The 14,217-nt window shown below is 49.1% G+C and carries 12 protein-coding genes and 1 pseudogene; 3 read left to right on the forward strand and 10 right to left on the reverse strand.

Going from position 1 to position 14,217, the window contains the following annotated elements; genetic code table 11:
• Positions 1-744 (reverse strand): annotated as a pseudogene (locus tag ACOQPU_RS00125) (hypothetical protein); the annotation flags it as partial.
• Between the two features lie 395 nt (positions 745-1,139).
• On the opposite strand from ACOQPU_RS00125, the gene ACOQPU_RS00130 reads away from it, so the two are divergent.
• Positions 1,140-2,336, forward strand: a complete 1,197-nt coding sequence (locus tag ACOQPU_RS00130) for a GAF domain-containing protein (RefSeq protein WP_420640452.1) — start codon at positions 1,140-1,142, stop codon at positions 2,334-2,336.
• Positions 2,337-2,339: 3 nt separating this feature from the next.
• Here the strand turns inward: ACOQPU_RS00130 and ACOQPU_RS00135 are convergent, their stop codons facing one another.
• The 9 genes from ACOQPU_RS00135 to ACOQPU_RS00175 all read right to left on the reverse strand — a co-directional run bounded on the left by ACOQPU_RS00135 (position 2,340) and on the right by ACOQPU_RS00175 (position 8,754).
• A complete protein-coding gene (locus ACOQPU_RS00135; RefSeq protein ID WP_420640453.1) occupies positions 2,340-3,020 on the reverse strand; it encodes a response regulator in 681 nt (226 codons plus the stop codon).
• A gap of 318 nt (positions 3,021-3,338) precedes the next feature.
• Entirely contained in the window at positions 3,339-3,947 is a 609-nt protein-coding gene (locus ACOQPU_RS00140; protein ID WP_420640454.1) for a hypothetical protein, read from the reverse strand.
• Positions 3,925-5,124, reverse strand: a complete 1,200-nt coding sequence (locus ACOQPU_RS00145; protein WP_420640455.1) for a hypothetical protein — start codon at positions 5,122-5,124, stop codon at positions 3,925-3,927. The genes ACOQPU_RS00140 and ACOQPU_RS00145 overlap by 23 nt, the downstream gene beginning before the upstream one ends.
• On the reverse strand, positions 5,093-5,608 hold the full coding sequence (locus ACOQPU_RS00150; RefSeq protein WP_420640456.1) for a hypothetical protein: 516 nt from the start codon (positions 5,606-5,608) through the stop codon (positions 5,093-5,095). Before ACOQPU_RS00150 ends, ACOQPU_RS00145 begins: the two co-directional genes overlap by 32 nt.
• 16 nt (positions 5,609-5,624) lie before the next feature.
• Positions 5,625-6,038, reverse strand: coding sequence for a hypothetical protein (locus ACOQPU_RS00155; RefSeq protein WP_420640457.1), 414 nt, complete (start codon positions 6,036-6,038; stop codon positions 5,625-5,627).
• 217 nt (positions 6,039-6,255) lie between these two features.
• Positions 6,256-6,522, reverse strand: a complete 267-nt coding sequence (locus ACOQPU_RS00160; protein WP_420640458.1) for a hypothetical protein — start codon at positions 6,520-6,522, stop codon at positions 6,256-6,258.
• 82 nt (positions 6,523-6,604) lie between these two features.
• Positions 6,605-7,444 carry a phage antirepressor N-terminal domain-containing protein gene (locus tag ACOQPU_RS00165; protein WP_420640459.1) on the reverse strand — a complete coding sequence of 280 codons (840 nt, stop codon included), beginning with the start codon at positions 7,442-7,444 and terminating at the stop codon, positions 6,605-6,607.
• 95 nt (positions 7,445-7,539) lie between these two features.
• The gene (locus ACOQPU_RS00170) at positions 7,540-7,890 is read right to left on the reverse strand and encodes a hypothetical protein (RefSeq protein WP_420640460.1); all 351 of its coding nucleotides are present in this window, start codon (positions 7,888-7,890) and stop codon (positions 7,540-7,542) included.
• Between the two features lie 6 nt (positions 7,891-7,896).
• Complete coding sequence (locus ACOQPU_RS00175) at positions 7,897-8,754, reverse strand: ParA family protein (protein WP_420640461.1); 858 nt, start codon at positions 8,752-8,754, stop codon at positions 7,897-7,899.
• A gap of 342 nt (positions 8,755-9,096) precedes the next feature.
• On the opposite strand from ACOQPU_RS00175, the gene ACOQPU_RS00180 reads away from it, so the two are divergent.
• Positions 9,097-12,759 carry a Druantia anti-phage system protein DruA gene (locus ACOQPU_RS00180; protein ID WP_420640462.1) on the forward strand — a complete coding sequence of 1,221 codons (3,663 nt, stop codon included), beginning with the start codon at positions 9,097-9,099 and terminating at the stop codon, positions 12,757-12,759.
• A complete protein-coding gene (locus ACOQPU_RS00185; RefSeq protein ID WP_420640463.1) occupies positions 12,760-14,217 on the forward strand; it encodes a hypothetical protein in 1,458 nt (485 codons plus the stop codon). It abuts the gene before it with no gap.

Raw genomic sequence — 14,217 nt, forward strand, 5'->3', positions numbered from 1 at the left:
TTTCTCATTGTAGAAAGGTATGGCGGCCGGATTGGTGCCGTAGGCGACGAACTGCGTCAGCCAGGTTTCGTTGGAAAGATGTTTGGCTTTGAAGATACTGCCATCCTGCTCGTACAGGACGTGGGCCCAGTTGAGTTCATCGACGACGACCTGCGGGGTACGGCCGTTTGTCACCGGGTGCAGGACATCTTCTACGATGAGCGGGGCCACATCAGCCGGGTGTGTGCCCTGGTCGGCGGCGCGGTAGAGAATACGGCCGTCCTGTTCATAGGCCACATGCAGCCGGTTAGCACGGCTAAAAGCCAGGGAAACGCTGTTACCGCTGTCCACCCGGCGCACCTGGAAATGATTGCCGCCGCGTGACAGGGCGACGTAGATATCGCCGTCGCTGAGCCAGGCCGCGGCCAGCATGTCATCGCCAACGGCCGTGGCCGCTAAATCCTGGTTGGCCACGTCCAGGGAAAGATTGACGACTTCGGTAGTAATGAATTGTTCGGGGAAATCTTCGGCCGGTAGTTCGGCCGGAATGGGTGTAGGGCAGTAATCCGCGCCATCCCCGCCGTCAGGCGGCGATGGTGGGCTGAACAGGTCGGGGTCTGTTTGCCGGGTGGCCGTGGGGATGATGGCGATACCATCGCCGGCGCAATCTGGAGAACCAGGCTCGCCCGAACCGCCACAGGCGGCAAGCAGCGCGGCCATGGCCAGTATGAGGGGGAAGATAGTGATGTGCCTGATACGCTTCATACATTCACCTTACAGTTGTGTCCAATCCATAGGCAGGTAGCGGCTAACAGGCAGCAGACGACCACCCGCCATGGGGAAAGGGCAACATCAAATTGATTCAGGTTATGGGGTCTGGGGGGTCAAGGTTTGAGGACGCGATGGAAGCTATTGGCGCGGCGTTTCGTTTTTGTACTCGCCTTGCCTTACGGTATCATATACATGACTCTTTAACCGCCTGGCGTCCAGTTGCCCAGACAATTTTATGACCGTCAGGCCGTTATCCACAGCCGATTGGTCATTTGTGCATCGAGTCATGATCTTATTCATCTTTATTTTTCGCTCTAGAGTATATTTATACCGAAGAATAGTATATATATACTCCTTGGCAGTTTCGACAAAATTTTTCGGAATATGAAATGAACCCAACAACCAAGTCGATAGCTACCCTTTTAAAAGAATCAGCAAACTTATTCGGCATCTCATCAAATGTTGTCAATGATAAAACAATACTTCTTGCCTTCGACAATATGAAGGTTGAATTCATGTTGTTTGACGATCGCTATGAATTTCGGATGCCTTTAGGAAAAGTTCTTGAAGGATCGGAAGAAAAAACAATCTCTGATGCTATTGCTAAAACTCTGCTAGACGCCTCAGCAAATTCTGAGTTACCATTAGCTATTGATGACAGGGGGATTTTGTTCATTGTAGGTAAACGGAGTAATTTACAAAATGCATCAGATGCAGAAATAAGACGCAGTATAGAAGAAGATTTATTGCGCATTACACAATTAAGAAAAGAATTGACCCTCAAACTACAACTATCTCTATCCGAATTATCCGTGCCTATAACATCTGGGGACGATGTAATAGGCGTGTTAAATTTCGAATATTCTGCTCCACACTCATTTACAGACGAAGATAAGGAGATTTTGACCACATTTGCAAACCAAGCCGCCATTGCTCTGCAAGCCACGGGGCAGATTAAGTATTCTTCTCCTTCCCAATCTATAGTTCTTGTACCAGAAAATATAGACGGGCCTACAGAATTGTCACCTGCTTTTTTGGAAAAAGTTGTCGCACCGTACTTGAATGCAATATCTGACCTCCAAACCATAATTGATAAAGTTCTTGAGAGACCACCTACCCATATTAGTATAAAATCGATATCCGCAAATTCACCCATAAATGTTAACCTTGATGGGGCAGCAGAGGCTACAGAAGTGGTACGGGACATGGTTGTGCCATGGCGACGACAACATTCGAAGACTATGTCTCAAGTTGAGGAACAAGAAAAACGAATACAGATTGAAAGCGCGAAAGCTGATATACACGAAAAACGTGCTCGTGCTCAAAAAGATCGAATTGATGCTAAACGAATTGAGGCAGAAACAAGTCCCGAGAAAACCCAGGCTGAAGTAGAAAGAATGCGCCTAGAAAACGAGAAGCTACGCCTGGAAATCGAAGAGGCCCGTATAAACTTAGCGCTCAAGATTCTAGAAAAGCTAGCACCAGAATTAGATGAGGCGCAGAGAATACTCTACGCCATGCAACTTTTGAAACCGTTAGGAATTCTTACAGAAAGTCCACTGCTCTTATCTTCTAAACCAGAGTGAAAGCTAGTGATTGATTTGAACTATCCCCAATCTTAAGCACTCTATCATGGCACCATTCACATTAGGCGTGTCCAGAGTACGGGAGATGGCACTCAGGTTATTGCGCAGAGTGGATTCAGCAATGCCCAGCAAGTCTGCCACCTGCGCCAGCGTTAAATGGGGGTTATCGGCAATTGCCTGCATGATCTCGATGCGCCGCTTTGTCAAGCGGGGCATGTCGTCTATCTCCGGGCCAGGCAGGAACAGTTTCTCGTAGAGGGTGTGACTCATGGGGAGTTTTCGTTTGCGAAAAATGTCCACTACAGCCTGCGCCAACGCCTCGCAAGAGTTCATGGCTTCATCCTTGAGCATGAAGCCGCTGGCGCCGGCGTGCAACATGGTGTGCATCAGGCCTTTTTGACCGTGCCGTGACAGTACCAGAACCTTTGTCTGGCAGCCTTTCACCAGGCGGCGAATGGTGTCAAAAGCAGATAAGGTCCTGTGCGCCAGCTTGGCGTTATTGATTGTGTTCAAGCCCAGCAGCAGCACGTCCGGGTGATGGGCGTTGGCCAACCGGAGCGCGTCGGCTTCTGTTGCTCCTTCGGCCACGATTTCGATACGGCCGTTGCTCTCCAGCGCCGCTCTCACCCCTATACGCACCACTTCCTGATCATCTATCACCACCACCCGGATTTTTCGACTCATCTTCATACCAAATTCTGCCTCCAGCGACTATGATGCAGGCGCGTGGATGTGCCGCGCAAACGGCCGTTGCGCCTGAACGAAACGGTTCAATGCATTGCGTACCGTGTACGCCCGTACTGAGTACGCCTGTACTTTGTATGACGACACCGGGGAAGTTGGTAAGACGAGAAAAACTGTCTATAATACTGCCTGAATTTGATACACCGCTAACCCCGGTGGGCGACGTTGAAAACGTTGTTTGAAGGCCGCTGCAAGTATCCCCATACTGGCAACGGCTTTTTCTTTTATGGCCTCATCATGCGCTATCCTTCCTTGCCATTACAAATACAATCCAAAAATAACAAACACGCTACCGGCGGCTACCCCCCACCCCAACAGGATTTGCGCCAGCGTGTGGTGTTTCAGGCGCATCCGCGCCCAACTGACGCCAATGCCTGCCAGCGCCAACAGCACACCCAGCAGCGGCGATACCCAATACAGCGCCGCCGCACACCCGGCCATCGCCACCGCATGGAGGCTTATCTTCGTCACCAGCCGGTTGATGACGGCCGCAATGGCCACGGTAGGCAGCGCCGCATACAGGCAAGCCAGGGCAATGGACGGCGCGCCGGCCCAGATGAAGGTAAGCACTAAAATCACGAAACAAATGCCGGCCAGAACATAGATAGTGTGGCGCTGCTCCCGGATCGAGATGCTCCAATCGCTGTAACGGCCGCGCCGGACATTGAAAACCAGGTAGATGGTCAACGGCAAAATAACGATGCCAAAGCCAATGACCGTCCACTTGATGGCGTCTAAAAACGGGGTGCCGTCCAGATAGATAACCAGAATCAGCGTGATCAGGGACACCAGAAAGGGGTGAAAAACATTCGATAGCAGTCGAGCCAGGCGATCCTGGCCGACTTCAGCTTTGGTAGGCGACGTCAAGAGCGGTACCTCCGAGAGAGAATTTGACCCCCAGCTTCCGGCGCACGGTTCGGCTAACACGCTGGTATGATTTCACCAACGCCGTAAATGGCTGCTCGTCATCCACCGTTTGCAGCGAGACGTGCAAAAGTCGCGCCTGCTGTAATTTTTGCGCATCCCATTCGGCCAAGGCCCTGCCGGGGCTGTGAATGGCGGTCACCGGCAGCTGAGTTAGGTCATGGGTAAGACCAACGTAGCCGGACAATGTTTTCTTGGCATCCCAAATGGCGATCAGCGCCCGGTAGAGATGATAATCCAGGTCGCCCAACACATCTTTCAGGCGGAGACGCCCGGTCACAACGGGTGGGCAGAGGGGATCCAGTCGATTCTGCAGCGATTTTAACTCGTAGAGAGCCAGCAGCTTGTCAAGGAACTCAAACGGCCGTGCCGCCGCCTGGTAGAGTTTGTTGGGCAAGAAAGCAAGCGTGATGAAAATACTGACGGCCACAATCCCCACCGTGATCAAAGGATACAGAATCGTCAATGCGGGCGTTGCCGGGTTCTGAAAGGCCAGCACGGTCAGCACAATTTTGATGAGCAAAACGACGAACGAGAAGAAGGACGCAAAGAAGCCCACCAGCCACCGCAGTCGCGCCGAAACAATCTGCTCGTGCCGGGCCAGCCGGATGAAGGTAAACATGGGGATAGCGCACAAAACGGCTATGTAAATGTAAATGGTCTCCATGAAGATGACTTCAGCCAGCACTTCCGGGACGGTATGGTCCGCCTTTTCGGGCAGCGTGACAATGCCGACGGCGTAGACGATAGTCAACACAACCACGGTCAGCAGTAAACTCCAGGACATGAGTCGAGGTTTGGGCTGCTCCAGCACGATATAGCAGCCTGCGGAGATGAAATAAATCGCCAGCGCAAATGACACATAAATCACCAACCAGCCCAGGTTCGCCAGCCCCGCCAGACGATCAAAGGCCAGATAGACGGGCCAGATCATCAGGGTCAGACCAATTGATGTGAAAAGGGAAAACGCCCAGAAATAGAATGTCACCGAGCCGGTGCGCCACTGCCCATCGCGCCGCATCGCGTCAAACTTATAGATAGTCACAAACCAGGCCAGTGTGGCAATAACAACTTTATCCCACATATGCCTAAACCAATCCCAATGACTGGAGGTGATCAATAACACCTTCGTTGGACGAAGCGGCCACGCCCAGCTGCTGCAGCCGCTCGTGCCGGATCACCTGATGCTGGATCAGCGCAGCCATGATTTCCGCCTCTTCTTCCAGCTCTTTCTTCGCCGGCGCCCGCAGCAGCACTTCGTTTAGCACACCAGGGTCTTCCGCCGCTTTGAGCAGCAGCGCGCCCATCTCATGCCTGGACAGGCGAGCAGTGGGATGCGCACAGAGAATATGGCTCAATTCATGCAATTGAATGTGAACCTGGTGCATGGGGGGAACACTGTTGTCAATAAAAACATGCTCAATCGGCTCGTCGGCATCTGACATCCAAACGCCAAACATTCCCGGCGGCATTTCCCAGTGGATAAAGCGAATCTTTCGCCCCCTGCTCCTCTCAATCCAGTCTACGAAGCTGTCCATCGTAAACTGCGAAAAATCGAAGTCCAGTTCATCCAGTACGGCTTTCATTTTTGCTTCAACGGTCATAGGGATAGCGATACCTCTATTCTGTTTTCTTGTGCAGGATGTAATCAATCATGCCCAAAATAGCCTGCCGCCCTGCTTCATCCAGTTCACTGGCGCGTAAGGCGATATCCTTGACGGAATCATTTTGCAGACGATCCGCCAAGTTGGTTCGGGCTTGTTTGTCGGCCATCTCTACGGCCTGTTTTTCATCCTGGAAAAAGTAGTTGGGATCGACGCCGAAGAAGTCGCTCAGGGCTTTGATCACCCAATAGCCGGGGTTGGCGGCTTTGCCGGTACGCAGCCGCCAGATATAAGCGGCCGTAACCGCTTTGTCCGTGCCGTTTTGCACTTCCTCATAGCTGAACTCGCGGCCGTCAGGATGCGTAAACCGCTTAAACAAATAGTCCAGCCGTTGGGCGAAATCTTTGCCTGCTTCTTCAGACGTGGTCATCGAAACTACTCCACTCATAGCCCAAAGGCTATGATTAAACCAAAATAAACCAATTTCATAACCTATAGTATATCGCTGTGGTTTTGGGGATGCAAATTTGTGGGGGGACTAAAGTACTAGACGGCTCCCAGAAGAGCGGGTGAAATGTTACCGACAAGTAACCAAATTGTCAATTTCATCAGAGAAAACATCTATGCGAAGTGATTGCGGGTAGGTACTACCCATCATCTGCGGAAACGACTGGAATCAGGCAATCCCGACCATCTAGCTGAAGCTGCCCTTGCTGAAGCATAACTTCCACCTGGTAGCCCACATCCTTCCGGCGATGCTGCGAGAAACGGCCGTATTCCGGAAAGCTTGTGTCCTGCCAGGATTTCGCCCCCACCAGCATCTTCGCCAGGCCGCTGCGGGAGAAGCGACCTGGATACTGGCGCACCGCATCCAAAATAGCTTGCTGTAAAGGCGTCAATGAATATGGTGGCATTGGGGTCTTTACTTCCCCTGTTCAAGAGCTAGCGCATCTGGAAAGAGACTGCAGCAACCATGGGCGAACTTGAGCCGCCCACCTAAAACGGCACATCATCTCCCGTCGCGCCAGTGATGTTGCGAAACATGTTGGTCAACCACACCATCGCGTCGTTGAACTTACTGGCCGGCAGCTGCTTATAGCTGGTGATGCCGAATTCGCGGTAAAGCTGACCATACATCTTGCCATATTCATTGCGCCCGGTGCGCTTCTGAACTTCGCCGGCAATGGTCTTGATTGCCTGACTAATCTGCATCGCTTGATCGGGGGTGACGAAACGGCCTGTATCTCCCAGCGTCGCCTCTATTTCTTCCAAGCGCTGCTCATGGTCAATTAGCTGATTACCCTGCGCATCCAGGCGAGATTCCAGCAGCAGCTGCTGCCGGGCCATCTGCATAATCGCCTGTGCCATTTTATACGCCTGAGCGGCCGGTGTATCACTTGACAGCAACTCATCGAACTCCGTTGTCGCTGTCAGCCGGCCCTCCTGAAACGCCTCATACAGCACTTTATAGCATCGTTCCTGGTACAATAAAACGCGGTCGCGCAGCTCTTCCTTGACGCGATTTGCCGAAATACCAAAGAGAAAACCGTTCAGGTAATCGAGCGGAAGACAGAACATGTTCGGATTGCCACCTTTTTGAGCCTCTTCGGGGTTTGTTGCCGTAATGGCAACAAACCTCACATACTTACTCAGAATCGGGTCACGGCGGACACGGCGTGTCTGCGCGGACCAGTCAAGACCAAGATGATCACAGATAGGGCGTAGTGGAATATATATGTCCTGTTCATTGTCTATTTGAATGAGAACGGCCGGGATCTCATCATCATAGAACAGCACCTCTTTTTGCTCAATAGGCACCAATGCTTTGTCTGCCATAATATTATCTCTCGCTTTCGTTTTTCTTTGAGGGGGGGTGCACGTAACGTGCACCCCCCTTATTTCTCTGGAATGTTATTCCTGTCAACCACAAATTATTCCGGTGGCTTCAGTTTTTTACGCACGACAACTTCCTCAACCTCAGGCCGTTCCCCCTGTTCCAGCGCCTGCAACCCGCGATAAAAGCAGTAGCGCTGCAAATCTTGCTGCGTCATCTTCAGATCCGCCGCCCACTCACGCACCTGCTCGACAACCTCCACCGGCAAGCGGGTGGTGAGCTGGTAATATTCACCGTGCATGGCGCTGCCGCCGGTGCCGGTCGCTTTGTAAGCGTCACGTCGCGAAACATCCAGCGGTTGATCGAACTTGTCTTTCTTGCGGCCGCTGCGGGCCGGTTTTTTGGGCTTTTGTGGCTCTACATTGGCAAAAGGATCGTCAAATGACATGATCAATTATCCTTGGGCATAAAGGCGGTCAACCAAATCCTGATACGCTATCGCTGCCGGCGAGTCCGGCATATATTCCAAAACAGTGCGACCACCACTGGCCGGAGCTTCCGCCACCCTGACTGTGTTGGGCACAGGCATGGCGATGACCTGCTTCCCGTATACGCGCGTTAGTTCGCGCATCATACTCTTGGTCAGATTGTGCCGGGCATTGACAAACGTGGGCACAATGGCCGCGATGGTAATGTCGATGCCCTCCGCCTGGTCCTGCAAGATGTTGCTTGTATGCCGGCCGGTGGCGCTAGCGCCATGAAAGTCAACTTTTACCGGAACAATGGCATAATCGGCATACTGATGCACAGCCTGCTGCAGCAAATCCAGCGTCGGCGGGCAATCCACGATGATGTAGGCGAAAGCCTGTTTGGCCAGCCCCAGCTTCTCGTCCAGAATATCCACCAGGTGCGCCTCATTCCCACCGCGCCGGCTGCGCATCGAACGGGCAGCCAGCAAAGCGAACTCGGTTAAAATATCTTCCTTCGCTTCACTTAGTTTATCACTGGCGGGAAGAACGTACAGGTTGGAGCGGGAAGGACCGCCATCGTCGCCGCGATCTGCGGATATCACGTTGTCACGCAGGATGTCCACATTGCCATCACTGAGCAACACATTGCTGACGCAACGGCCGTTGGGGTTAAGCCCCAGCCCGCGCGCCGCATCCCCTTGCGGGTCCATATCAATGACCAGCACATTGCCGCCCCCATCATCATGCAGGCGTCGCGCCAATCCCACAGCAAGGGTAACGGCCGTTGTCGTTTTGCCGACACCCCCCTTGCGATTTTCAACGGTAAACACTTTCGCGGCCATTCATTTATCTCCTTAACGTGTACCATTGTGTACCACTAAATGTACCAACTTGCACTATTATACACGCTGGTATACCAAAAGCAAGGTGTCAATTATTTCGGCAAAAATCGGCGCGGATTTGGATCAAACTTTTGCTTAAAACGGCTCTCAGACGCGACACATAGAGAAATGAATGTTGGGTACTGATGGGGTGGGGGGAGCCATGTGCGATTCGTTAGGACAAAATCTAAGCTTGAATTTTAGACGAGGGGGGCTTTATTGCATTACTTTCGCCAGATGGGTAGGCATTGTAAAATACCGTATCTATTTTTTATCGTACTATGTAAGGAAATAATTATTTACATGTCTATTGAATTCGTCCCATTTCGCCCAGCCTTAAAAGGTCTTTTCGCAGAACGCTTCTATAATCGTATTGAGCGCCTCGTTGAAAAAGACGCAATCTTTTCTGAAGTTAACCAAGTGGTTCAAAAAGAAGTCCAGTGGGCGGTTAAACAGGCAAAAATCAATCCTAAGCAAAGACAAATATATAGGGCCTCATGGCTTTTATTTCGAGACCTGTTACGTGTTGGCTGGAACTATCGTTGGCATGCTGGAACATTAGAAATCTCGCCTCCTCAACTCAAAGACTCTGCAGCGACAGATGATGAAATCAAACAGGCAAAAAACAAAGTCAAGCAAGCCATGGCCACACCGAGACTAGAACGAATAAACGAATCTCGGGACTTTATAGAGAGAATGGAAAGCCCGCCCGAAGCAGGCATTGCTTCACTCCCCGTAACTGCGCTCATTGCAGACGGGAAAGAACTGGCCAAGAGCCTATCCCACATAGCCAGTATCGCAGATCAAAACGAAAAGCTTCAAAAGCTAAAAGCTGAAATACAACCGTACTTACAACTTGTTAGAGAAGGCGAAAGATGCATTCATTCCGGACACAAGCTAGGTGATATATGGAGATATTTCCGTCTCACATGGGCTACTCCTGCGGAAAACACACCGGGGCGGACAATGTTATACCTTATACGAGACGCCGCAAGACCATATCATCCAATTATGGGTATTGCATCGCTAGAAAATGCGCCCCTACGCATCGCCTGTCGAGATGACTTTCTAGGTTGGTCTTTAGATTCCTTTCACCAAGAAGTAAGCCGTACACCCAACCCAGATAATGTTCGCGAAAGCTTCAAAAGATTGCTCAAATTCATTCATTTCGCAATAGATGAGATCGATTTGACCGATCTTTGTTCTGAACAAGAATGCCAAAATCCTTCTGAAAGTCTTTTTTTACGCCTTGCAAATATAGTGACTCGATCTTCTGCCGAACGAGAGCAGGCTTTGATTGATTGGAGGGCGCGGTTACAAATAGACGCAGATAACGATGACGAAGATGATCTCACACAAGATCGCAGCGAGTTAGGCAATATCAGCAAAACAGCTGAAACAGCACTCTATAGACGAAAACGTGCCGAGCGTTTGGCCCAATTACTACATGCAAGAAAAGAGTTGAACGATCTTTTAAATCAGCCTGACTTCACATCTACCTGGCAACGATTTTTGGCTACAGAGAATGGGCAAACGGCTGTAAGAAGGGCGCTAATTGCCCACAAAAACCGGCATATTGGCACAAGCATGCTGGAACTCAATGTGTGCGGAGCAATACCACCATACAATGAAATACTCGGAGGGAAGTTAGTTGCGTTGCTTATGCTTTCACCGCAGGTCGTGTTTGATTATCGAGAACGTTACGGCGAACGACCAAGCGACATAGCATCGCGTATGAAAGGGGAGCCCGTAATTCGTCCGGCCGAGCTGGCTTTTATAGGGACCACTTCTCTGTATCGTGTTGGATCGAGTCAGTATAACAGATTGAGGTTACCTGCAAACTTGCTCAAACAAGACGCTCCTGAAATTCGTTGGCAAAATATTGGCGAGACAAGTGGTTATGGTACTTTGCATATAAGTAGGGATACTTTGCAAAGCCTTGAAGAGGCAGCAAGCACGAATGGAAACGTTTACGTACATCATATTTTTGGAGAGGGCGCAAGTCCTAAGCTCCGCGCGGTACGACAAGCGCTTAATATAGTTCTAGAATCTGGGCAAAAATTCACCTCGGCAGAAATTACTAAACATTCTATGAGTCGCATAGTTTACGGGGCTTGGCTTTGCACCAACGGGGCAAATTATTTCCGGGGTATAGAAGATAATCCAAGATATTATTTTGATCCTAACGATGATCCTGCAAAAGGCACTCAGAAGATTGTCGAATATTGGCGTGAAAGATGGTTGCTTATGCGCCTAAATCACAAAAAAGCTCTTCAACGCATCGCTAAGTTTAAACTCAACGATCTCCTCGTCAGCAAAGATTTGGCAAACATACACGCAACCAACTTTACACCTATAGTAGAGGAGTTACTCATGACAACAGGAAGTGATTCTACCTCTTCTAGCTTGCGGTCACTTATTCTAAAATTATACCGGGGTGCAAGCGCGCAAGCCGATGGCATGGACTCTCAATGGTTAGAAGCGATCCATATACCAACCAACTTGGACAGAGAAATCAAAAAGGCGCTAGAGGCTGGCAAATCTGTTGTATTAACGGGCAATCCCGGTGATGGCAAAACCCACTTAATACGCAGATGGGCCAATGTTTTACAAAATTTGCCGATCAAGCCGATTATAGAGATGGATGCCAGCGCTATACCCAATGGACAGTTAAAGGTAAAGTGGGAAAGAGCATATGCTGAGGGGCGCCCCTTCTGCATGGCAATTAATGAAGCTGTTCTCAAAAATATGGCGGACACCTACAAAGATTTCGCACCTATTCAAGAAGCACAAAGACAAGTTGAAGAAGCTGTGATTTACTCAAGTGCCGCCGAAAGCTTAAATTCATATGTAGTGGTTTACGATCTGAGCAGAAGAAACATACTTGCCCCCGATGTTGTAAAAAACGCAATCGAAAAACTAACAGATCCTAATTTGCTTAAACCTTGTGAAGCCTGCCCGCTAGAAGCCGGGTGCGATCTTTTACAAAACAGTTCACTTTTGCGCACATCCAGAGTGCAAGAACGCGTACAAGCCATATTGAACAGAATTAGCCGCCGCGGGCATCATGTTACGCTACGTCAACTACAAGCGTTAATTTCTTATCTTGTTTTTGGAGGGCGATCCTGCCAAAAAATCTTACAGGAAAGTGGCAACGAAAGCACGTCGTTCCCACAGTTACCATATTCTGGCGAAGGTAAAATTTTCGATTTGTTGAGCGGCACATTTGATCCAGCTAAAGTAGCACATCCGATATGGGACGATCGCTTAGTGAATGCGGAGACGAGTATCGATGATTGGCTGCCAGAATGGCAAAAACGGAAGGATTCGTTAGATCCAGGAAATCTTGACAGTTTTGAGGTGCGGAAAAGGGCTTTTTTCTTTTTCCATAAAAACGGAAATGATTTGTTGAGTCTCGACAATGACGACGAGAATGAATTTGCCCAACTCTTAGCAATGCCGGAGCGTGAAAGCTTACGCTTATTAATTCGAGGGATCAACCATTTCTTTGGAGACAAAGATGACGGAAATCATCTCAGAGTATGGCAAAGTCATAGATTTAACCAGTCTCCTCGTCGCATTATATATTCCTCGATGACTTATCCTAGAGGCAGTTTTGAAATTGTCCACCCACGTCTCTCACCGTCAATGGCCAAAGCTTTCGATTTAGTTGAAGATCACGTCTTGCTTCGGTTAAAAGACTATCCCCAAGCAAGATTGCGAATAGACTTTTCCGTCTTTGAGGTTATTGCTCAATGCCGACGAGGCGTACCCGTGCTATCAATCGATAATGATGCGACTCGACGACTTTGGCAATTTATGGAAAAACTAGCAAGAACATCACATAACTCAAGCCATGACGAAACAGAAATCATTGTCCTAAATACATCTACAAGAGAAGAACTGTCGGTACTTGTTGATTTAATAGATAAGCAATACCTAGCAATAAATCAAAGGAGCAACTAAATGCCATTTAGGATTGAGGAGGAGCGCGAACGGGAAATCGAGCGCAAGCTCATAGGCTTTGGTGCCAATACCCGGAGCGTAAAGCCTGTACATATTGCTAACGGTCTCTTTCGTGCGATCACACACCATACAACGAATACGGAACTGCTAAACCGTGTAACCTTTTGGCAAAAAGAAAATGGGCAAGTACCTAAAGGTCATGAGCATGAAATCATCTTGGAACGTTTAACAAAGAAGAAAAGTGTTGACCAAGAAATTAATGGCAGTGATCTGGCTCGTTTTCGCCTAATGCTCAAAGGCATCCTCAATGCAGATGAGGGTGTCTATATGCATCGAGATCGCATGGAATCTTATTCTGCAGGCTTTAAAGATTTTGTATCCGAGGACCGAATTGCACAAGATGGTGGTGAATTTTTTGCAGAATGGCTCAACAGGCATCGTTCACCCCTTGTTAGCTACATACAAACGTCTCTTGAAACACAAGATGATGTTATCACAAATTTATGCAGCCCTTTATTATCAGCTGAGACTAAAGCTTATGTGCCTGCAATAAATCCCAGTGAAGTCACGTTTTTCGCTCAATATGAAAGGTTGCCAGAAACACCCAAGGCATTATGGGATAGCCTGGCTCATTCATCCCAGATACTGCATAAACATATAACGCGACACCCAAACAAATTGTTTGGTCTAAGACTAGTAACATTATTTGCATCATTCACATTGATTCGATATCTGACATCTTTAGAGAGTATTTACGTACCCAATAACAAAAACCAAATCGTTCCCTTTTTGTTAGACTTTTCCGACAACTCCTCGGGGCCAATCGCCCGAGCATCGGCAATGAGCTACATTCTGTCCTGTCAGTCCATCTCGCGGTTTTACGCTTGGGCTTTTGGGGAAATTTTAAGGACTAAATATCGTTACACTGTAGACCAAATTCTTAATGAATCACCTCCTCTATATCGTGGGAAAGAGTTATCGGAGGATGCTCAAGAGATATGGCAACTTGCTCTCAATGAAATGAATCAATCAAACGCACCTTTTTATGTTTGTGGTCAAGCCATGTATGACATCATGGCTCGTGAGGCTGAAGGAAATCCAATAACATACCTGAGACAGCTAGGGCATCGTTCTGGCTTGCTATGGCCTCCAATTAATACACAACCGACGAAGCGTTTTGCACTACAACAGGACATGCTCGAAGTACTTATTCGAGGTGTTATCGAGCCAGGGGAGTCCATAAGCTTATCTGCTCTACAAAAACGTTTTTGGCATCATTACGGCATCATCATTGGGGGAGGGGTAGATGACGAAGACCTGTTGGTGAATGCAGGTATTTACCAAGCAGATAAGACAGCACTAACCGAAAACAGAGACGAATTTGCCACGCGCCTCAGTGGGTTAGACTTAGGGCACATGCTGGCGGACGGTGTTTTCCAAGTAACCGTGGAGGTATAG

It is taken from the genome of Candidatus Leptofilum sp., from assembly GCF_965223285.1.
Lineage (GTDB): Bacteria > Chloroflexota > Anaerolineae > Promineifilales > Promineifilaceae > Leptofilum.